Source organism: Pseudomonas sp. UBA6699, assembly GCF_002454615.1.
Classification (GTDB): domain Bacteria; phylum Pseudomonadota; class Gammaproteobacteria; order Pseudomonadales; family Pseudomonadaceae; genus Aquipseudomonas; species Aquipseudomonas juntendi.
The window spans coordinates 119,979-138,657 of the sequence record NZ_DKJF01000017.1 but is presented as its reverse complement, the minus strand read 5'-3'; the positions used below and the strand labels follow the sequence as shown (position 1 = coordinate 138,657).

At 63.8% G+C, this 18,679-nt stretch carries 18 protein-coding genes and 1 tRNA gene; 10 read left to right on the top strand and 9 right to left on the bottom strand.

Annotated features, from left to right (window positions below; genetic code table 11):
* The first annotated feature begins 178 nt into the window (after positions 1 to 178).
* On the top strand, positions 179 to 421 hold the full coding sequence (gene tusA, locus B3361_RS03260) for a sulfurtransferase TusA (protein ID WP_009686255.1): 243 nt from the start codon (positions 179 to 181) through the stop codon (positions 419 to 421).
* A gap of 60 nt (positions 422 to 481) precedes the next feature.
* Positions 482 to 1,624: a 4-phosphoerythronate dehydrogenase PdxB gene (pdxB, locus tag B3361_RS03255; protein WP_029887248.1), complete on the top strand. Its 1,143-nt coding sequence runs from the start codon at positions 482 to 484 to the stop codon at positions 1,622 to 1,624.
* A 132-nt stretch (positions 1,625 to 1,756) separates the two neighbouring features.
* Here pdxB and B3361_RS03250 read toward each other — a convergent pair whose 3' ends face one another.
* Positions 1,757 to 1,930 carry a PA1571 family protein gene (locus B3361_RS03250; protein WP_009686257.1) on the bottom strand — a complete coding sequence of 58 codons (174 nt, stop codon included), beginning with the start codon at positions 1,928 to 1,930 and terminating at the stop codon, positions 1,757 to 1,759.
* 207 nt (positions 1,931 to 2,137) lie between these two features.
* On the opposite strand from B3361_RS03250, the gene B3361_RS03245 reads away from it, so the two are divergent.
* On the top strand, positions 2,138 to 3,901 hold the full coding sequence (locus B3361_RS03245) for an ABC transporter transmembrane domain-containing protein (protein WP_054904153.1): 1,764 nt from the start codon (positions 2,138 to 2,140) through the stop codon (positions 3,899 to 3,901).
* A gap of 108 nt (positions 3,902 to 4,009) precedes the next feature.
* Here B3361_RS03245 and B3361_RS03240 read toward each other — a convergent pair.
* A tRNA-Pro gene (locus tag B3361_RS03240) sits at positions 4,010 to 4,086 on the bottom strand.
* Positions 4,087 to 4,166: 80 nt separating this feature from the next.
* A complete protein-coding gene (locus tag B3361_RS03235) occupies positions 4,167 to 4,388 on the bottom strand; it encodes a YgdI/YgdR family lipoprotein (protein ID WP_009686259.1) in 222 nt (73 codons plus the stop codon).
* Between the two features lie 186 nt (positions 4,389 to 4,574).
* On the opposite strand from B3361_RS03235, the gene moaB reads away from it, so the two are divergent.
* Complete coding sequence (gene moaB, locus B3361_RS03230) at positions 4,575 to 5,114, top strand: molybdenum cofactor biosynthesis protein B (RefSeq protein ID WP_009686260.1); 540 nt, start codon at positions 4,575 to 4,577, stop codon at positions 5,112 to 5,114.
* Positions 5,098 to 6,324 (top strand): gephyrin-like molybdotransferase Glp, encoded by a 1,227-nt coding sequence (gene glp / locus B3361_RS03225; protein WP_286920107.1) that lies wholly within the window; start codon positions 5,098 to 5,100, stop codon positions 6,322 to 6,324. Before moaB ends, glp begins: the two co-directional genes overlap by 17 nt.
* On the opposite strand, the gene B3361_RS03220 is transcribed toward glp, so the two are convergent.
* On the bottom strand, positions 6,313 to 7,557 hold the full coding sequence (locus B3361_RS03220; protein WP_054904155.1) for a glycosyltransferase family 4 protein: 1,245 nt from the start codon (positions 7,555 to 7,557) through the stop codon (positions 6,313 to 6,315). The two genes, glp and B3361_RS03220, sit on opposite strands and share 12 nt — an antisense overlap.
* Positions 7,558 to 7,921: 364 nt before the next feature.
* Here B3361_RS03220 and yegS point away from each other — a divergent pair, with 364 nt between their 5' ends.
* A complete protein-coding gene (gene yegS / locus B3361_RS03215; protein ID WP_054904156.1) occupies positions 7,922 to 8,809 on the top strand; it encodes a lipid kinase YegS in 888 nt (295 codons plus the stop codon).
* On the opposite strand, the gene B3361_RS03210 is transcribed toward yegS, so the two are convergent.
* The 3 genes from B3361_RS03210 to B3361_RS03200 form a co-directional block, all read right to left on the bottom strand.
* Positions 8,793 to 9,452 (bottom strand): response regulator, encoded by a 660-nt coding sequence (locus B3361_RS03210; protein WP_054904157.1) that lies wholly within the window; start codon positions 9,450 to 9,452, stop codon positions 8,793 to 8,795. The two genes, yegS and B3361_RS03210, sit on opposite strands and share 17 nt — an antisense overlap.
* Positions 9,442 to 10,338 (bottom strand): sensor histidine kinase, encoded by an 897-nt coding sequence (locus B3361_RS03205; protein WP_054904158.1) that lies wholly within the window; start codon positions 10,336 to 10,338, stop codon positions 9,442 to 9,444. Before B3361_RS03205 ends, B3361_RS03210 begins: the two co-directional genes overlap by 11 nt.
* Positions 10,339 to 10,703: 365 nt before the next feature.
* Entirely contained in the window at positions 10,704 to 11,213 is a 510-nt protein-coding gene (locus B3361_RS03200) for a hypothetical protein (protein ID WP_054904197.1), read from the bottom strand.
* Positions 11,214 to 11,539: 326 nt separating this feature from the next.
* Here B3361_RS03200 and B3361_RS03195 point away from each other — a divergent pair, with 326 nt between their 5' ends.
* The gene (locus tag B3361_RS03195; RefSeq protein ID WP_054904159.1) at positions 11,540 to 12,475 is read left to right on the top strand and encodes a chemotaxis protein CheV; all 936 of its coding nucleotides are present in this window, start codon (positions 11,540 to 11,542) and stop codon (positions 12,473 to 12,475) included.
* Positions 12,476 to 12,530: 55 nt separating this feature from the next.
* Positions 12,531 to 13,334, top strand: coding sequence for an MOSC domain-containing protein (locus tag B3361_RS03190; RefSeq protein WP_054904160.1), 804 nt, complete (start codon positions 12,531 to 12,533; stop codon positions 13,332 to 13,334).
* Positions 13,335 to 13,398: 64 nt separating this feature from the next.
* On the opposite strand, the gene B3361_RS03185 is transcribed toward B3361_RS03190, so the two are convergent.
* Positions 13,399 to 15,324, bottom strand: a complete 1,926-nt coding sequence (locus tag B3361_RS03185) for a transglycosylase SLT domain-containing protein (protein WP_054904161.1) — start codon at positions 15,322 to 15,324, stop codon at positions 13,399 to 13,401.
* A 222-nt stretch (positions 15,325 to 15,546) separates the two neighbouring features.
* On the opposite strand from B3361_RS03185, the gene B3361_RS03180 reads away from it, so the two are divergent.
* The gene (locus tag B3361_RS03180; protein WP_054904162.1) at positions 15,547 to 17,475 is read left to right on the top strand and encodes an ATP-binding cassette domain-containing protein; all 1,929 of its coding nucleotides are present in this window, start codon (positions 15,547 to 15,549) and stop codon (positions 17,473 to 17,475) included.
* Between the two features lie 125 nt (positions 17,476 to 17,600).
* Here B3361_RS03180 and B3361_RS03175 read toward each other — a convergent pair whose 3' ends face one another.
* Positions 17,601 to 18,041, bottom strand: coding sequence for a universal stress protein (locus tag B3361_RS03175; protein ID WP_009686273.1), 441 nt, complete (start codon positions 18,039 to 18,041; stop codon positions 17,601 to 17,603).
* Between the two features lie 110 nt (positions 18,042 to 18,151).
* Here B3361_RS03175 and B3361_RS03170 point away from each other — a divergent pair, with 110 nt between their 5' ends.
* Positions 18,152 to 18,589 (top strand): hypothetical protein, encoded by a 438-nt coding sequence (locus B3361_RS03170; RefSeq protein ID WP_054904163.1) that lies wholly within the window; start codon positions 18,152 to 18,154, stop codon positions 18,587 to 18,589.
* Positions 18,590 to 18,679 lie beyond the last annotated feature (90 nt).

Sequence of the window (18,679 nt, the reverse complement as noted above, 5' to 3'; positions counted from 1 at the left end):
TCAAGATCAACAGCCAGATCAGAAGCCGTGCGGGGGTTGGTAGACGGCGCGAAGCCTCTGACCCGCCGTAGGGGCGCAAAGGGCCTGGGCAACGCCCGTCCGGACGTATGGCCTGCAAAGCCGCGCTTGGACCCCGCCGCGTGATGCGCGACAATAGCGATCATTTTCGGAGCCCCCCATGACCGATTTCACCCCCGACGCCATCCTCGATGCCACCGGCCTGAACTGCCCGGAGCCGGTGATGATGCTGCACCAGCACGTACGCAACCTGGCCGCCGGCGGCCTGCTCAAGGTCATCGCCACCGACCCGTCCACCCGCCGCGACATTCCCAAGTTCTGCAACTTCCTCGGCCACGAACTCGTGCAACAGCAGGAGGACGCCGGCACCTTCCTTTACTGGATTCGCAAAAAAGCCGACTGAAACCCTGTGCAAGCCACCTGGCGATGCGCCTACACTGCGCTCCCCAGACAGGAGAGCGCCATGCTGATAGTTGCCGACGAAAACATCCCGCTGCTCGATGCCTTCTTCCAAGGCTTCGGGGAAATTCGCCGCTACCCCGGCCGAAGCCTCGATGCCGCCAGCGTCAAGGACGCCGATATCCTGCTGGTACGCTCGGTGACCAAGGTTGACCGCACATTGCTCGAAGGCAGCCGGGTACGCTTCGTCGGTACCTGCACCATTGGTACCGATCACCTGGACCTGGACTATTTTGCCGAAGCCGGCATTCGCTGGAGCAGCGCGCCAGGCTGCAATGCCCGCGGCGTGGTCGATTACGTGCTGGGCAGCCTGCTGACCCTGGCCGAACTGGATGGCGTTGCGCTGCCAGAACGGGTCTACGGCGTGGTCGGTGCAGGTGAGGTCGGCGGGCGGCTGGTACGTGTGCTGCGCGGCCTGGGCTGGAAGGTGCTGGTGTGCGACCCGCTGCGCCAGGCCGCTGAAGGCGGTGACTACGTCAGCCTGGAAACCATTGTCCAGCAGTGTGATGTGATCAGCCTGCATACCCCGTTGCAGCGTAGCGGCGGCTACCCCACCTGGCACTTGCTGGGCCAGGCGCAATTGGCACAATTGCGCCCGGGTGCCTGGCTGGTCAACGCCAGCCGTGGGCCGGTGGTGGACAACGCCGCCCTGCGCGAGCTGCTGCTGCAGCGCGACGACATCCATGCCGTGCTGGACGTATGGGAAGGCGAGCCGCAAGTCGACCTGCAACTGGCCGACCTGTGTACCCTGGCGTCACCGCATATTGCCGGTTACAGCCTCGACGGCCGCCAGCGTGGCACCGCGCAGATCTACCAGGCCCTGTGCCGCTTCCTCGGGGTGGATGAGCAGGTGCAACTGGCTGACCTGCTGCCGCGCCCGCCGCTGGCGCAAATCGAGCTGGATGCCAGCGCCGACCCGGCCTGGGCCCTGGCCACCCTGTGCCGCGCCGTGTACGACCCGCGCCGTGACGATGCCGACTTCCGCCGCAGCCTGAGCGACGACCCACAACAACAGCGTGCCGCGTTCGACCAGTTGCGCAAGCAGTACCCAGCGCGACGCGAAATCGAGGGGCTGGCGGTGCGCCTGCGTGGCGAGGCGCCGCAGTTGGCGCAACTGGTCAGTGCGCTGGGTGGCGTATTGGTCTGACGGCGTGCCGGCCGCTGCACGGCCATTCGCCCGGGTGAGAGCGCCCAGCCGGGCCTGGCCGTAAGAGGCCAGTGCAGAACTCAGGGCAAATAAAAACCCGACGCGGGCGCCGGGTTGCAAGAAATTCGCCGCTCAACCTTTGCGTACGCGCTCGACCCGGCTCTGTTCTAGGGCCTTGCAAGCCTGCTGGATCATCTGCTCGGTGATCGGTACTTCGCGCCCCTGGGCATCAATGATCGAACCGCATACCTGGGGTTGCTGGTTCGGCCGGGGCTGCTGGTTGTCGCTGGTAGGCTGCAAGCTCATGCATGGTCTCCTCATCAGGTGAACTCAGGGTAGTCCTGCACCGTGACTGGCCTGTGACGACAGGCTCGTCACGGCAATACCAGTCCAACAGAAACGCTGGCAAAGCTCCATACCCTGGTTAGATCGATAGGCTATAGCCACCTGCCCGCGTTCCCCAGCCCTGATGAGTGGTAGTCTGGGCCTTCGCCAGCCATAGTGATCGTCGCCATGTCCGAATCGGTTTCCCCGCAACCACGCCGGGCATTACGCCTGGCCTGGCAGTTCGTTCGCCCCTATCGCCGGCAGGTTCTGCTGGCCTTGCTGGCACTGGTAGTCACTGCGGGCATCACCTTGTCGATGGGCCAAGGCATCCGGCTGCTGGTCGACCAGGGTTTCATGACCCGTTCCGCGCACCAGCTCAACCAGACCATCGGGCTGTTCCTGCTGCTGGTACTGGCCTTGGCGGTGGGTACGTTCAGCCGTTTCTACCTGGTGTCCTGGATTGGCGAGCGCTGCGTGGCCGACATGCGGCGGGCGGTGTTCAACCACCTGATCGGCCTGCACCCCGGCTTTTTCGAGGATAACCGCAGCGCCGAGATCCAGTCGCGGCTGACAGCAGACACCACGCTGCTGCAATCGGTCATCGGTTCGTCGCTGTCGATGTTCCTGCGCAATGCATTGATGGTGCTGGGCGGTGTGGTGCTGCTGTTCATTACCAACCCCAAGCTCACCAGCATCGTGGTGGTGACCCTGCCGCTGGTGTTGGCGCCCATCCTGCTGTTTGGTCGCCGCGTACGCAGGCTGTCGCGGCAGAGCCAGGACCGGGTCGCCGATGTAGGCAGCTACGTGGCCGAGACGCTGGGGCAGATCAAGACTGTGCAGGCCTACAACCATCAGGCACATGACCGCGCACTTTTTGCCGACACGGTCGAGGCGGCATTCACCGTGGCGCGCAAGCGCATTGCCCAGCGGGCCTGGCTGATCACTCTGGTGATCGTCTTGGTGCTGGGGGCGGTTGGGGTGATGCTGTGGGTGGGCGGCATGGATGTGATCGCCGGGCGCATATCCGCCGGCGAACTGGCCGCCTTCGTGTTCTACAGCCTGATCGTCGGCAGCGCCTTCGGCACCCTCAGTGAAGTGATCGGCGAACTGCAGCGCGCCGCCGGTGCTGCCGAGCGCATCGCCGAACTGCTGGCCGCACGCAGCGCAATCCTGCCGGGCTGTGCCGCCTCGGGCCTGCCGGGGCATAGGGCCCGCGGGCACATCGAGTTGCAGGAACTGGTGTTCGCCTACCCGTCACGGCCCACCGTGGCAGCGGTAGCTGGCCTGAGCCTGGTCATCGAGCCTGGCCAGACCGTGGCCCTGGTCGGCCCATCAGGGGCCGGCAAGTCGACCTTGTTCGATCTGTTGCTGCGGTTTTACGACCCCCAGCAAGGGCGCATCCTGCTCGACGGCCAGCCGCTGACAGAATTCGACCCTGACCAGCTGCGACGGCAGTTTGCCCTGGTTGCACAGAACCCTTCGCTGTTCCGTGGCACGGTGGAAGCCAATATCCGCTATGGCCGCCCCGAGGCGAGCCAGGCCGAGGTCGAAGCCGCAGCCCGCGGCGCCCATGCCGATGAGTTTATTCGGCAGTTACCTCAGGGCTACCAGACACCGCTGGGGGAGGGTGGCATCGGGCTTTCCGGCGGCCAGCGCCAGCGCCTGGCGATTGCCCGGGCGCTACTGGTGGACGCGCCGATCCTGTTGCTGGACGAAGCCACCAGCGCCCTCGACGCGCAAAGCGAACACCTGATCCAGCAAGCACTGCCCCGCCTGATGGCCGGGCGTACCACGCTGGTCATCGCCCATCGGCTGGCCACGGTCCAGCACGCCGAGCGCATCGCGGTCATCGACCAGGGGCGCTTGGTGGCGGTGGGCACTCATCGCCAATTGATCGAGCAAAGCCCGCTGTATGCCCGGCTGGCGGCCTTGCAGTTCACCAGTGCCTGACACAGGGGTGACGGGGGCAGCGCAGGGGTGGCTATCGGTTTTCAACGCTACCGTTGGTGGCAGTTTCCAGGCACAAAAAAGCCCGCATCAGCGGGCTTCTGGAGGATCTGGTCGGAGAGACAGGATTCGAACCTGCGGCCTTCTCGTCCCGAACGAGACGCGCTACCTGGCTGCGCTACACTCCGATGAACAAAATCCTACTGCATCGTGTTTTTGCTCGCAAGCCCCTGCTGTGCAAAGGGGCTTTGCTGAAAACGCGCCGCGGTTAAAGCTCTTTCACGGTGCGGATCTGGTCCTTGTTCAGGCGGGTGCGCTTGCCGTCCAGCTGCTCGAATTCGTAGAAGCCGGAGTCTTCGTCGTAGGACGGTTTATCCGTCGCCTGGATTTCTCGGCCATCGTTCAGGGTGATGACGGTTGGGGTGGAGCAGCCGGCAAGGGTGCCCAGGCCCAAAGCGAGCAGGAAGGCGGGTAGGGTCCGTTTGATCATCGTGGTTCTCCAAGTGCGATGGTGCTAGATGACATTTATGACGCAGGACTTTAGTGCAAGTTCACTGCAAGTGCATCATAGCGATAAATCTGCGCGGTTGATCCAGGGCAAGTTTGTTGGGCGCAACCCGGTAAATGTGCGCTGTGATATAACTGCGGCCAACCTATCCTGTTGTGACGGACCCCCATGAAAGCCAAGGCAGATACCCCCTTTGTGCCGCTGAATATCGCGGTGCTCACCGTTAGCGACACCCGCACGCCCGACACCGATACCTCTGGCCAGATGTTCGTCGACCGGTTGAGCGAGGCCGGCCATCACCTGGCAGAGCGGGTATTGCTCAAGGACGACCTGTACAAGATCCGTGCACAGGTTGCCACCTGGATCGCCGACGAGCGCGTGCAGGTGGTGCTGATTACCGGCGGCACTGGCTTTACCGGCCGCGACAGCACGCCGGAGGCGGTGGCCTGTCTGCTGGACAAGCAGGTCGATGGCTTTGGCGAGTTGTTCCGGCAGATCTCCGTGCCGGATATCGGTACGTCCACGGTGCAGTCGCGGGCCTTGGCCGGCCTGGCCAATGGCACCCTGGTGTGCTGCCTGCCGGGCTCGACCAATGCCGTGCGCACCGGTTGGGACGGCATTCTTGCCGAGCAACTCGACGCCCGCCATCGGCCGTGCAACTTTGTCCCGCACCTGAAGCAGGCAATGGCCTGTGACAGCCGTGGCTGAGGTCAGTCAGCCACGGCCGCTGATGCCGGTAGAGCAAGCCCTGGAACAATTGCTGGCATTGGCCGAGTCGGCACCGATTCAGGAAACTGAAAGCCTGCCCCTGGCCGAAGCCGAAGGCCGGGTACTGGCGACCGACCTGGTGGCCTCGCTCGACCTGCCGCCCTGGCCGAACAGTGCCATGGACGGCTATGCCCTGCGCCTGGCCGACTGGCAGGGCCAGCTGTTGCCCGTCAGCCAGCGCATCTTCGCCGGCCATGCGCCACAGCCTCTGCAGCCGGGCACCTGTGCCCGCATCTTTACCGGCGCCCCGGTGCCGGCAGGTGCCGATTGCGTCGAGATGCAGGAAAACACCCAGGTGCTGGAGGATGGCCGGGTACGTTTCGTCGAGGCGCTGCGCGCCGGGCAGAACATTCGCCCGCAGGGCCAGGAAACCCGCAAGGGCGAGCAGGTGATGAACGCCGGCACGCGCCTGGGGCCGATCGAACTGGGCCTGGCGGCGACCTTGGGCCACGCCCGGCTCGAGGTGGTACGCAAGGTCAAAGTGGCGGTACTGTCCACCGGCGACGAACTGGTCGAGCCCGGGCTGCCGTTGGGGCCCGGGCAAATCTACAACAGCAATCGTCGGCTATTGGTCAGTTGGTTGCAGCGCCTGGGGTGCGAGGTGGTCGATGCCGGCATCCTGCCGGATGACCTGGCGCAGACCCGCGCCTGCCTGGCCGGACTGGGCCACGTCGACCTGATCCTGTCCACTGGCGGCGTGTCGGTGGGCGAGGCCGACTACCTCGGGGCGGCACTGCGCGAAGCGGGCGAGCTGGCGCTGTGGAAGCTGGCGATCAAGCCGGGCAAGCCGCTGACCTTCGGCCATTACCAGGGCGTGCCGGTGATCGGCCTGCCGGGTAATCCGGCCTCGACCCTGGTCACCTTTGGCCTGCTGACCCGGCCCTATCTGCTGCGGCGCCAAGGGGTGGGCAATGTCACGCCGCTGCGCTTCGACATGCCGGCGGGGTTTGACTGGCCCAAACCCGGTAGCCGCCGCGAATACTTGCGTGCGCGCATCGAGGACGGCCAGGTGCGCATCTACAAGAACCAGAGTTCGGGTGTGCTGCGCAGCGCAGCCTGGGCCGACGGGCTGGTGGAGGTGCGCGAAGGCAGCACGCCGAAAACGGGTGACAGCGTGCCATTCATTCCCTTCAGCGAACTACTTGGCTGAACGCCCCAGCCAGGCATCGGCCAGTGGCCCTGGCACCGGTGCTGCCTGGGTCAGGCGCATGTGCACGGTTTCCAGTTGATGAGCCGCCACGCTCCAGTCGTGGCGCTGGCGGGCGAACTGGCGCCCGGCCGCGCTCAACTGGCTCATGCGCCAGGGCTGGTTGAGCAACTGGGTGATCAGCAGGGCCAGTTGATCACTGTCATCGCTGCCCAGGTAATGCTCGCCGTTGTTCACCGCCAGGCCGGAAACGCCCTTGCCGGTACTGATGATCGGCAGGCCGGCAGCCATTGCTTCAAGGATTTTCACCTTCGAGCCACCGGCATAGCGCAGCGGCGCAAAAAACAGGGCTGAGCGGCTTTGCAGTTCACGCAGATCGGGGCGATAGCCGAGCCATTCGATCCGCGGGTCATTCCAGTGCAGCTTCCAGCTGGCCGGCATCGCATGCCCGGCAATCGCCAGGCGCACGGCCGGGTTGCTCAGCCACACCTGCGGCATGATGTCTTCCAGCGCCCACTCGATGGCTTCCAGGTTGGCGCCGTATTCAAAATTGCCGACAAACAGCAGGCGCTGGCTGTGCAGCGCCGGCTGCACCTGCTGGTAGAAATCACATTCCACGCCATTGACCACCACATTCACCGGGCGCCTGCTGATCTGCCCGATCAGCTCGGCGTCGTGAGCGCTGACGGCTACCAGCTCGGTGGGCTGGCCCAGCACGCGCTGTTCCCAGCGCCGGTAGCGCCAGCGGTCGAAGGCATTGAGCGGGCGTAGCCATAACGGCAGGCGGTCATGGCAGGCGCTGCCGGTAACCGACTCCAGGTTGTGTTCGCTGAGCATGAAGGGCAGGCCGCGGGCCTGCAGGGCCTTCTCGAACGGCTGGAAGCTATAGCTGTGCTCGATCTGGATCACGTCCCAAGGTTCCTCCAGCAACTGCTCGAAGCGGTGCCGCAACGCTGCGCAAAGGCCGTTGATGATCGCCCGCATGGGGTAGTCGATGATCGGCGAGGCCAGCAGGTTCAGCGGGCTATGCAGCGGCCTGCGCGGCAGGACTATCAGCCGTTCGAGGTACGGTTCGAGCGCCTCGCGTGCGGCGTCGCTGAGGGGTATCTTCGATTGCACCAACAAGGTGATGCGGTGGCCGCGCTGGGCCAGTGCCCGGATCAGGTGGTATTGGCGAGTCTTGCAGCCACTGGTGGTCGGCCAAGGCAGGTAAGGCAGTGTCCAGAGAATACGCATGACCGTGGTCCTCGCTGACGGCTGCAGAGGGCAAGACGCACCTGTCGGCCGGTTGCAGGTGAGGGCCGGGAGGAGCGTCCGTGGCGGGCAAGCCAGGGCATTTCACAGTCAAAATGCTGACTCGCCTGTGCTCATTCGCTTGTAGGGTCAAAAACCTGTCAAAAGTGTCTCGACTCAGCATAGCCGGGCATTGTCGGCTGTGGAAAAAATGCCATTATCTTCACTACCAGCCGAGCCGGCGCTGCTGCTGGGAACACCGCCTGCCACGCGCGACACGCCGCTGGCTGTTTTTGAACGCGGCATGCAACGATCCACGCGTCCATGTGGTCGAGATAGGGTTGGTCAACCTCAGGGAGATGCGCCTATGCAAGCGCGCAAGGCAATGCTGGTCCTGCACGGCAAGCAGGCGATGAACGACGAACTGCGCGATGCCGTGCACGACATGCGCGACAGTGGCTGGGTGCTGGATGTGCGGGTCACCTGGGAGGCGGGCGATGCCCAGCGCCTGGTGACCGAGGCGCTGGCGGCAGGTTACAGCCACATTGTCGCCGGTGGCGGCGACGGGACCCTGCGCGATGTGGCCGAGGCCATGGGGCAGGCCGGGACCGATGCCAGCCTGGTATTGCTGCCGTTGGGCACCGCCAACGATTTTGCCAAGGCTGCCGGCATTCCGCTGGAGCCTGCCGCTGCGCTGGCCTTGTTGAATGAGGCGGCACAGCCCATAGACCTGGGCCAGGCCGGCGACCAGCTGTTCCTCAACATGGCCACCGGCGGGTTCGGTAGTCAGGTCACGGCCAATACGTCCGAAGACCTGAAGAAGGTCCTGGGCGCCGCGGCCTATCTGTTCACCGGCCTCACACGCTTCAGCGAACTGCAGGCGGCCTCGGTCGAGCTGCAAGGGCCGGATTTCCACTGGCAAGGGGATCTGCTGGCACTGGGTATCGGCAATGGCCGCCAGGCGGGAGGCGGGCAGGAGCTGTGCCCGGATGCGGTAGTCGATGATGGCTTGCTCGATATCGCCGTGTTGCCTGCCCCACAGGAAATGCTGGGCACGTTGCGTGACCTGCTGGCCGGTGATGGCCTGTTCGTCCGTGCCAGGTTGCCCTGGGTCGAGATCAAGAGTGCCCAAGGCCTGGACCTCAACCTCGATGGCGAGCCCTTGCAGACTACCAACTTGCGTTTCGAAGCCCGGCCCGCAGCGTTGCGCCTGCACCTGCCTGCCGGGTCGCCGCTGCTCAGTCGTCCAGGCTGATGATCTTTTCGCGCACGGCAAACAGTACCAGGCCAGCCACGTCATGAATTTGCAGGCGCTTCATGATTTGCGAGCGGTGGGTTTCCACGGTCTTGATCGACAGGCCAAGGCCAGTGGCAATTTCCCGGGTCGACTTGCCGCGCACGATCAGGCGCAGGATCTCCAGCTGGCGCGCCGTGAGGTTATGCCGGTCGCTGCCGCCCTGTGCGCCCGGCCTGTTGCGCTGCAGCGCCTGGTTGATGACGGTGTGGGCGATGGCCGGGCTCAGGTAGCGCTCGCCGTGGCGTACTGCCTCCAGGGCCTGCTCCAGCTCGGTGGCACTGGTGTCCTTGAGCAGGTAACCGTGGGCACCGCTTTCCAGGGCACGCATGATCAGGTCCGGATCGGTGTGCATCGACAGGATCAGCACCTTGCAGTTGCTGCCGCAGGCCCGCAATTGGGTCAGGGCGTCCAGGCCACTGGTCGAGCGCATGGAAATGTCCAGCAGGACAATGTCCGGCGCCAGTGCGCGCACCTGCTCAAGCAACTGGCTGCCATCCTCGGCCTCACCGACCACGCTGTAGCCGGGAATGTCGCAAACCAGCGCGCGTACGCCGGCGCGGATCAGCGAGTGGTCGTCGACCAGCAGCAATCTACAGGTCATGGGCAACAGTACTCCTGGCGCGTTGCTGGGTGCGCGGTGGCCACGGGAACATCGCTTCTATCCGTGTACCCTGGCCAGGCTGGCTGGTGATCTGCAGGCTGCCCTGCAAGGCCGTTACCCGCTCCTGCATGCCGGCCAGGCCGCGCTGGCCGGCCTCGGCCGGATGCCGGGCGGGAACGAAGCCGCGGCCATCGTCGTGAATCGACAACGCCAGCCCGGCAGGGGTGCGTTGCAGGCGCACAACCAGGTTGTGTGCCTGGGCATGGCGCAGCATGTTGGTGACTGCTTCCTGGGTGATGCGGAACACTGCCATGGCCACTGCATCGTCAATGCCGCCCAGACGTTGGTTGCACGCCAGGCTCCAGTGTACGCTGCTGCTGCCCAGCGTGCGGACCAAGTGCGCGCGCAAGCTGGCTTCCAACCCAAGACTCGCCAATTGCCTGGGGTTGAGCAGGCTCGACACGTTGCGTACCGTGCCCAGGGTGTCATCCAGGGTGCTGTGCAGCGCATCGCAGTGGCCCTGCAACTCGGCCGGCATGCGCCGTTTCAGCCACTGCAGTTGCAGTTTGGCGGCAGTCAGCAATTGGCCAATGTCGTCGTGCAACTCCCGGCTCAGGTGTTGCCGCTCGTCTTCCTGCACCTTCAGCATGCGCTCGGCCAGTTCAGCCGGCCGCAGGCTGATCGACCTGGCCCCCAATCCCAACTGCAGGGTGGCGGCCAGCGTTGCGGCCAACTGCAAAAGCAGCAGGCCAGCCGGGATAGCCAGGTTGGCCAGGTACAGCATCAGGTTGGTAACCAGCGAGGCCACACACAGCCCGACCGTCAGCCAGCGCAGCAGGGCAACGCGGCAGCAGCTACGCATGTAGAATTTCAAGCGTGGGAGCATAAATAGGGAAGCCACTGAAGTATTGCTGATAGAGGCCTTGCACAATGCGGGTCAGAGGCTTTGGCGCAGTACTTCCGCTGTTTGGTCGAGCACCTGATGTGCAAACTTTTTTGTGATTGCAAGTGTTTGTGGGGGCGCATATTACCACTTCGTACGGTGTCGGTCGCGGCTGGGTGACGCTCCGAAACGCCTGTTGGCAGGGCGGTGCCGGGTGGCAAAGTGCCACCCGCGGATCCCGCTGCTCGCACCCGCGCTGCAACTAAGGCGGTAATGATTCAACTTGGCCTTCCTGAAACTTTGCGAACTTTGCAAGTTCGACCAGCGCAGGGCTTGAGTGCATGTAGTTAGTTGCACTTCTGGTCAGGTTAATGCGCGCGGTACGGCCGGCTGCCATGGCTGCCGGAGCGCATGACATCATGCGGGTGATCGCACGTTTTGCCTGCTTCATCGCAAGACGCGCAAGCAGGGGCAAGGGGTTGCTGCACGACCTTGGCCAGCTCGCCCAGCAGCACCAGTTGCTCGCCGATATCCAGGTTCAACCGCCCGGTTCGGCTGTCGAGCAACTCCAGTTGCCAGGCCAGCAGGGTCAGGCACGCCTCGATCGCAGGCAATGCCTCTGGCTGCAGACAGCCGCTGTAGCAGGCCGGGGCCAGCAACTGGTGAAGCGCGGTGGCGTAATGGGCAACTTCGCGCGCGCCCAGGCGGGTGGCCTGCCCGGCGAGGCTGGCCAAGGTGCTGTCCAGGCAGCGGCAGGCGTCTGGATCGTTGTCGATCAATTCCAGATGCTGCAGGCATTCCTGGGCCTGGGTCAGCAGTACCTGGGCATCCAGCAGGAAGCCCTGCAGTGCGTTATCGAACGCTAAGGCAGTGTCCATGATCAGGTCCCCGCGCGTGGGGTAGGCGCAGGTGACGGGCACGCCGCAACGATAGCTAGCAAAAGCCTGACTCCATTCATGCAATGAGAATGGCGTCACATTAATGGCTAAAGGATATCGCGAATATCAGGTTTCACCTGACTGCCCCTAGGGGTTTCCCTGATGCGGGCTGCCGAATTCGAGCGGGGTGCCGGCAGTAAAGCATGATGGTAAAGTGATATCAATTGCCGGGTCGGCATTTTCCCGCAAGGGTCAAGGTGTGCGGGAAGCCGCCGATACAGGGTAGATCAATTCACCTTTTTCGACTCAAGCCTGGGGGCTTTCCAATGGCTGGCATTCTCGACACGGTAGACCAACGCACGCAACTGGTAGGTGAGAACCGCCTGGAAATCCTGATGTTCCGCCTGGCGGGCCGCCAATTGTTCGCGATCAACGTGTTCAAGGTTCAGGAAGTGCTGCAACTGCCCAAGCTCACCCTGATGCCCCAGCGTCATGCGTTCGTCTGCGGTGTGGTCAACCTGCGTGGGCAGACGTTGCCGGTGATCGACCTGTCCCAGGCCATTGGCATGCGCCCGCTGCAACCCACGCCCGACAGCACCATCATCGTCACCGAATACAACCGCTCGGTGCAGGCTTTCCTGGTAGGAGGGGTCGACCGCATCGTCAACATGAACTGGGAGTCGATCATGCCGCCGCCGTCCAGCGCCGGGCGCCAGCATTACCTGACTGCCATCACCAAGGTCGATGAGCAACTGGTCGAGGTCATCGACGTGGAAAAGGTGCTGGCTGAAATCGTGCCTTACAACGCCCGGGTTTCCGGCGACAAACTGGCCGACCCCGTGCTGGCACGGGCGCAAGGCCGCGAGGTGCTGCTGGTGGACGACTCCAGTGTGGCCCTGGCGCAGTTGCGCGACACCTTGTCCCAGTTGGGCATGAAACTGCATGTGGCCAGTGATGGCCTGAAGGCACTGCGCATGCTCAAGGGTTGGGCCGATGCAGGCGAGGACGTGTGTGAAAAGCTGCTGATGGTGTTCACCGACGCCGAAATGCCGGAAATGGACGGCTACCGCCTGACCACCGAGATTCGTGGCGATGCGCGGCTGCGCCAACTCTACGTGGTGCTGCACACATCGCTGTCGGGCAGTTTCAATGAATCCATGGTCAAGAAAGTGGGTTGCGACAACTTCCTTTCCAAGTTCCAGCCCGATCGCCTGGTCGACGTGGTCAAGCAGCGTCTGCTGCTGGATACGGCCACCGCGTGATCGCCACGCCTGCCCGGTATAAGCTTGGCATTTGCCAAGACGCGAGGCGGCAGGGATGTTTCTGAGTGAGTTGTACCGATACCCGGTGAAGTCGTGCCAGGCGCAGAGCCTGCGCGCTTCGCCGGTGGGGCTGCTGGGCCTGCAGGGTGACCGGCGCTGGATGGTGGTCGAGGCAGAAAACGGACGCTTCCTGACCCAACGTGCCTGGCCACGCCTTGGCCAGATCGCGGCGCACGATGACGGCTGCGGCCAGCTGCTGTTGCAGGCGCCTGGGCGCGCCTCGCTGAGGGTGGCAGTGCCACCTGCCGATGAGGGCCTGCGTGGCGTGACGATCTGGCGCGATACCTTGCGCGTGCCAGACGCCGGCGATGGCGCGGCGGCCTGGCTGAGCGAGTGGCTGGGCAAGGCTGTGCGCCTGGTGCATTGCCCGGAGCAGCGTGCCCGTTATTTGCCCAACGGTTATGGCTTCAACAGCGATCGCGCGGCTTTTCCGGATGGTTTCCCCTTGTTGCTGATCGGCCAGGGCTCGCTTCACGAGCTTGACCGCCGTGTGGGGCGGCCCATGGAGATGCTGCGTTTTCGACCGAACCTGGTGGTGCAGGGCGCCGAGCCTTTCGCCGAGGATGGCTGGAAGCGGATCCGCATTGGCACCCTCGAATTCCGGGTGCTCAAACCGAGTGTGAGGTGCATCTTTACCACTATCGACCCCGCCACCGGCGAGCGCAGTGAAGACCGTGAACCGATGGCCACGCTCAGGACCTTCCGCGAAAAGGATGGCGATATCCTGTTCGGGCAGAACCTGGCGGTGGATGGCAGCGGGTGGCTTGAGGTCGGGATGGGCGTGGAAATCCTGGAATAGCTGTGTGCTGGCACCGGCCTGTTCACAGGTGCCCGTGAACAGGCCGGCAAGGGCTCAGCGAACTTTACATGTCATCGAAATACCGCTCATGCCAATCCACCAGCGGCTGCGGTGCATTCAGTTTCTGCCCGTAGATCACTGAATACGACAGCACGTTCTGCACGTATTGGCGGGTTTCGTCGAACGGGATCGACTCCACCCACACATCGAAACTCAGGTGCTTGGCGCCCCTCAGCCACTGTCGCACGCGCCCGGGCCCGGCATTGTAGGCTGCTGAGGCCAGGACCCGGTTGCCGTTGAACTGGCTATGCACCTGGCTCAGGTAGGCGGCGCCCAGCTGGATGTTCTTGTCCGGGTTGAGCACTTGTGCCGGTGAGGCAAGCGGAATGCTGAACTTGCGGGCCGTTTCCTTGGCGGTAGCCGGCATCAGTTGCATCAGGCCGCTGGCGCCTACCGGGGAGCGTGCGTCTTCCATGAACGCGCTTTCCTGGCGGGTAATGGCGAATACCCAGCTCGAATGCAGGCCGCGCACATTGGCTTCGCGCACCAGGGTATCGCGGTGGGCCATCGGGAAGCGGATGTCCAGGTCGTCCCAGTACTGGGCCTGGCTGATGGTGCGGATGGCCGGGAAGTACCAGCGCAATTCATAACCCAGACGCGCCTGGGCCACCATTTCATCGCGGTTGAAGTGCCGGCTGACGTGGTACCACTCGCGGCGGCCTTCGACGATCTGGCCGCGGGCATGGAATTCCAGCGCCCGCTGGATGCCGGGTGTATTGCGTACTTTCTTCACCAGTTGCGGGCTCAGCAACAGGGGTTTGTTGTTCAGTTGGTACGGTGTCTTGGCCCGGTCGGCGGCGAGGAAACCATAGAAGTCACGCTCGCGCGCCACGGTCTTGTACAGCAGTGGGATCTGCGGGTTGTTCGGCTGTGCCAGCTCCAGGCTGCGCGCTTGCCAGTACTTCCAGCGGCTGCTGCTGGCCAGGTCCTGAGGCAGGCGCCGGGTCAGCTCGTAGGCGTCTTCCCAGCGGCCCAGGCGCAGCAGCAGGCGCAGGCGCCATTCACTGACGGTGTTGTCGCGCAGCTCAGGGTCGTAGCGGGTCATCAGGTCGAGCGCACGCGGGTCGTAGCGGCGGGCCAGGGTCAGGCCTATTTCGCGGGCGATGGCCACCTTTTCGTCGCGGGAGAAATGCATGCGCTGGGCGTAGTCGTCCAGCAGCGCCATGGCCCGCTCCGGGTCCTGGCGCGCCAGGCGGCGCAGGCCCAGGCTGACCACATCGGCCATCGCCTCGTTGGCCGGGGCAAAGCGCGATGGCTGGTTGAGCAGCTCAGGCTTCTGTGCCACGTCGACCAGCAGCCGGCCTTGCGGGCCGAGGGTGGTCAGGCCATTGATCAGGCTGTTGGCCAGGCTGTAATTGCGCGCCTGGGCCGCCAGCTTGATGCGCTGCCAGCGCTTACTCTCGGTCAGTTGGCCTTCAGCGGCCCACATGCCGAACAGTGTGTCGCACGCGGCAGGTTGCGACTTGCCCACGTTCCACAGCTTTTCGGCGGTGGCGTTGCCTTCGGCACGCAGGCCATGGCTGAGCTGGTACTGGCCGTTGAGGCAATCGAGCTCGGTGAAATTGAGCTTGGGGTCGTAGTACTTGACGAAGGTGTCCCACTCCCCGCGTTCGGCCAGCCAGCGCAACCAGCGCAGTTTCATCCAGTTGGCCTGGGGCAGGTCGCCATGCTTGGCGAGGAACGCCTCGATTTCCTGGTTGCTGGCGCTTTTCAGGCGGGCAGTGAGCTCGTCGTAGGCCAGGTACGGGGTCAGCGGGTAGTCACTCAGAGCCTGGGCATAGCGTAGGTAAGGGCCTTTGTCGCCCTTGGCCAGCGCGCGCTTGGCTTCGTCGTAGTACTGGCGCTGCAGGGTGAGGTCGGTGGCCTGTGCCGCGCTGGTGGCAGCGGTCAGCAGCAGGCAGGAAGCAATTTGTAACAGGCGGCTGCGCATGATACGTCCGGGCAGTTGAACCATGGGAAAGTGACGGCGGAGCCAGCACTGTTGGAAGCTATTGGCTTAGCTTAGCCGTTTGCCGGCAGCGGGTGAAAGCACTGTGCTTGTATCGGCATATTAACGTCGACCGGATGTCGCCACGGGTGCATCGATTGGCCTGGCAGCTGCCGTCGGGGGCCCAACTCAGGTAGAATGCGCGCCCGATTTATGGAGACCAACATGACCCTGCTCAAATTCAGCGATGTGTCCCTCGCATTCGGCGCCATGCCGCTGCTGGACAAAGTGTCCTGGCAGATCGCTCGTGGCGAGCGGGTGTGCATCATCGGCCGCAACGGCACCGGCAAGTCGAGCATGCTGCGCCTGGTCAAGGGCGAGCAGAAGGGCGACGACGGGGAAATCTGGCGTGCGCCGGGCCTGAAGATCGGCGAACTGCCGCAGGAACTGCCGGTGGCCGATGAGCGCACGGTGTTCGACGTGGTCGCGGCCGGCCTCGACGGCGTGGGTGAACTGCTGGCGCAGTTCCACCACCTGAGCATGAACATCCAGGGCGACGATGACCTGGAAAAGCTCATGCATGTTCAGCACGAACTGGAAGCCCGCGACGGCTGGCGCCTGCAGCAGGTGGTGGAAAGCACCCTCAGCCGCCTGCAACTGCCTGCCGACAAGACCCTGGCCGAGCTGTCCGGTGGCTGGCGCCGCCGCGTGCTGCTGGCCCAGGCGCTGGTGTCGGAGCCCGACCTGCTGCTGCTCGACGAGCCGACCAACCACCTGGACATTGGCGCCATTGCTTGGCTCGAAGAGGCCCTGCGCGGCTTCAACGGCGCGGTGCTGTTCATTACCCACGACCGGTCGTTCCTGCAGAACCTGGCCACCCGCATCCTTGAACTGGACCGTGGCGGCCTGATCGACTGGAACGGCGACTACGCCAGCTTCCTGGTGCACAAGGAGGCCGCACTGGCCGCCGAAGAAACCGCCAACGCGCTGTTCGACAAGCGCCTGGCCCAGGAAGAAGTGTGGATTCGCCAGGGCATCAAGGCCCGCCGTACCCGCAACGAAGGTCGCGTGCGTGCCTTGAAGGCCCTGCGGGTAGAGCGTGGCGAGCGCCGCGAACGCCAGGGCAAGGCCAATATCCAGATCGAGGCGGCGGAAAAGTCCGGCAAGCAGGTCATGGTGCTGGAAAACGTGAGTTTCCATCATCCCGAAGGGCCGATGCTGGTCAAGGACTTCTCCATGGTCCTGCAGCGCGAAGACCGTATCGGCCTGCTGGGTGCCAACGGTACCGGCAAGACCACCTTGCTGAAGTTGATGCTCGGTGACCTGGAGCCCACTTCAGGCAAGGTCGAGCGCGGCACCAAGCTGGAAGTGGCCTATTTCGACCAGATGCGCCACCAGCTCGAGCTGGAAAAGACGGTGATCGACAACCTCGCCGAAGGCCGTGACTTCATCGAGATCGATGGGCAGAACCGCCATGTGCTCAGTTACCTGGGCGACTTCCTGTTCAGCCCCCAGCGTGCGCGCACGCCGGTCAAGGCGCTGTCGGGGGGTGAGCGTGCCCGCCTGCTGCTGGCCAAGCTGTTCAGCAAGCCGGCCAACCTGCTGGTGCTCGACGAACCGACCAACGACCTGGACGTGGAAACCCTCGAACTGCTCGAAGAGGTGCTGGCCAACTACAAGGGCACCGTGCTGATCGTCAGCCACGACCGGGCCTTCCTCGACAACGTCGTCACCAGCACCCTGGTGTTCGAAGGCGAGGGCAAGGTGCGCGAGTATGTAGGGGGTTATGAGGACTGGATTCGCCAGGGCGGCTCGCCGAAGCTGCTGGGCGTGACCGAGAGCAAGGGCGGCAAGTCGGCCCTCAACAGCGCGGTGGTGGAGAAGGTCGAGGCCAAGCCTGCGCCTGTTGCTGCGCCGGTGGTGGAAGAGGCATCGAAGAAAAAGCTCAGCTACAAGCTGCAGCGTGAGCTGGAGATGCTGCCGGGGCAGATCGACGCGCTGGAGCAGCGCATGGCTGAAGCCCAGGAAGAAGTGAATGCGGTGGGCTTCTATCAGCGGCCGATTGCGGAGACTTCGGCGGTGCTGGCCAGGATCGAGAAGCTGCAGGGTGAGCTGGATGTACTGGTAGAGCGCTGGGCTGAGCTGGAAGGCTGATAGTTGTTAGCCTGGTCCGGCCCTATCGCCGGCAAGCCAGCTCCCACAGGGACACCATAAGGCTTGAAATCCATGGTGCCTCTGTGGGGGCTGGCTTGCCGGCGATAGGGCCGGACCAGGTCGGCTCAGTCTTTCTTCTGCAAGCGTACCGCCAGCACGTCACATGGCGCACCGTGCAGCACGTCATTGGCCGTGGAACCCAACAGCAACGCCAGGCCGTGGCGGCCATGGCTGCCGACCACGATCAGGTCGCAGTGTTGTTCCTTGGCAAGCTGGTGAATTTCCTGGCGAGGTTGGCCGTAGGTCAGGTGCGAGTCGCCTCGATTAATGTCCGGGTACTTGTTGAACAACCGGTCCATGCGCTCTTTGGCCTGGTCGAACTGCTGTTGTTGCAGTTGCGACAGGTCCATCGGCACATCGCCGCCAAACGCCATGGCCATTGGCTCGACGATATGCACCAGCGATACCTTGGCGTTCGATGGGGCAGCCAAGGCCATGGCGCGCTTGATTACCGGGTCGCATTCTTCGGTCAGGTCGACCGCGACCAACAAATGTTCGTAGGGCATGAGCAGTACTCCTGACAATCGCGATAAAGGAAGTATGGTCGCTTTCGGGCGGGTCTTCCGTGAAAAGTGGCTAACCAGCTCATTTGCAACGCTTTATGGAATCTACTGATATGACGGTATTGCTGGTGGTGTCAATCCTTGCGCTGATTCTCAGCCCGTTTTCCTGGTTGCGCAGTTCGCGCAAGCAGAGCGAGCAGATGAAGCTGCGCCTGGAGGCCCGACGTATGGGGTTGGCCATGCAGCTGGCGCCACAGCAGTGGCCGCACTGGCTGGAGAAGGAGCCGCCAAGTCCTTGCCCGCAGTACCACCGGGCGCGCCGCCGTGGGCAACAGAACAGCTTCAGCTACTGGCAGGTCAGCCCGGGGGTGTGGTGGAACCAGTACCGCGAACCCTGCGAAGACCCGCGTTTCGTGGAGGCGCTGGCGCGCTTGCCGGCGAGCGTTTACAAGGTAGAGGCCGATGCCCGGATGATCGCGTTGTATTGGACTGAACGGGGCGATATGGCTGTATTGCAGGATGTTGCCTACGTCCTCGAAACCCTCGCCTGAGTTCAGCTAAACACGATCCCTTTAGGAGCAACTCTCTTTCTCAAAATTTGAAAAGCCTGCGCGATTCACCTGTGGGAGCGGGCAAGCCCG

Coding starts and splice junctions, on each gene's coding strand:
- tusA (WP_009686255.1), top strand. CDS start 179: ATGACCGATTTCACCCCCGACGCCATCCTCGATGCCACCGGCCTGAAC.
- pdxB (WP_029887248.1), top strand. CDS start 482: ATGCTGATAGTTGCCGACGAAAACATCCCGCTGCTCGATGCCTTCTTC.
- B3361_RS03250 (WP_009686257.1), bottom strand. CDS start 1,930: ATGAGCTTGCAGCCTACCAGCGACAACCAGCAGCCCCGGCCGAACCAG.
- B3361_RS03245 (WP_054904153.1), top strand. CDS start 2,138: ATGTCCGAATCGGTTTCCCCGCAACCACGCCGGGCATTACGCCTGGCC.
- B3361_RS03235 (WP_009686259.1), bottom strand. CDS start 4,388: ATGATCAAACGGACCCTACCCGCCTTCCTGCTCGCTTTGGGCCTGGGC.
- moaB (WP_009686260.1), top strand. CDS start 4,575: ATGAAAGCCAAGGCAGATACCCCCTTTGTGCCGCTGAATATCGCGGTG.
- B3361_RS03220 (WP_054904155.1), bottom strand. CDS start 7,557: ATGCGTATTCTCTGGACACTGCCTTACCTGCCTTGGCCGACCACCAGT.
- yegS (WP_054904156.1), top strand. CDS start 7,922: ATGCAAGCGCGCAAGGCAATGCTGGTCCTGCACGGCAAGCAGGCGATG.
- B3361_RS03210 (WP_054904157.1), bottom strand. CDS start 9,452: ATGACCTGTAGATTGCTGCTGGTCGACGACCACTCGCTGATCCGCGCC.
- B3361_RS03205 (WP_054904158.1), bottom strand. CDS start 10,338: ATGCTCCCACGCTTGAAATTCTACATGCGTAGCTGCTGCCGCGTTGCC.
- B3361_RS03200 (WP_054904197.1), bottom strand. CDS start 11,213: ATGGACACTGCCTTAGCGTTCGATAACGCACTGCAGGGCTTCCTGCTG.
- B3361_RS03195 (WP_054904159.1), top strand. CDS start 11,540: ATGGCTGGCATTCTCGACACGGTAGACCAACGCACGCAACTGGTAGGT.
- B3361_RS03190 (WP_054904160.1), top strand. CDS start 12,531: ATGTTTCTGAGTGAGTTGTACCGATACCCGGTGAAGTCGTGCCAGGCG.
- B3361_RS03185 (WP_054904161.1), bottom strand. CDS start 15,324: ATGCGCAGCCGCCTGTTACAAATTGCTTCCTGCCTGCTGCTGACCGCT.
- B3361_RS03180 (WP_054904162.1), top strand. CDS start 15,547: ATGACCCTGCTCAAATTCAGCGATGTGTCCCTCGCATTCGGCGCCATG.
- B3361_RS03175 (WP_009686273.1), bottom strand. CDS start 18,041: ATGCCCTACGAACATTTGTTGGTCGCGGTCGACCTGACCGAAGAATGC.
- B3361_RS03170 (WP_054904163.1), top strand. CDS start 18,152: ATGACGGTATTGCTGGTGGTGTCAATCCTTGCGCTGATTCTCAGCCCG.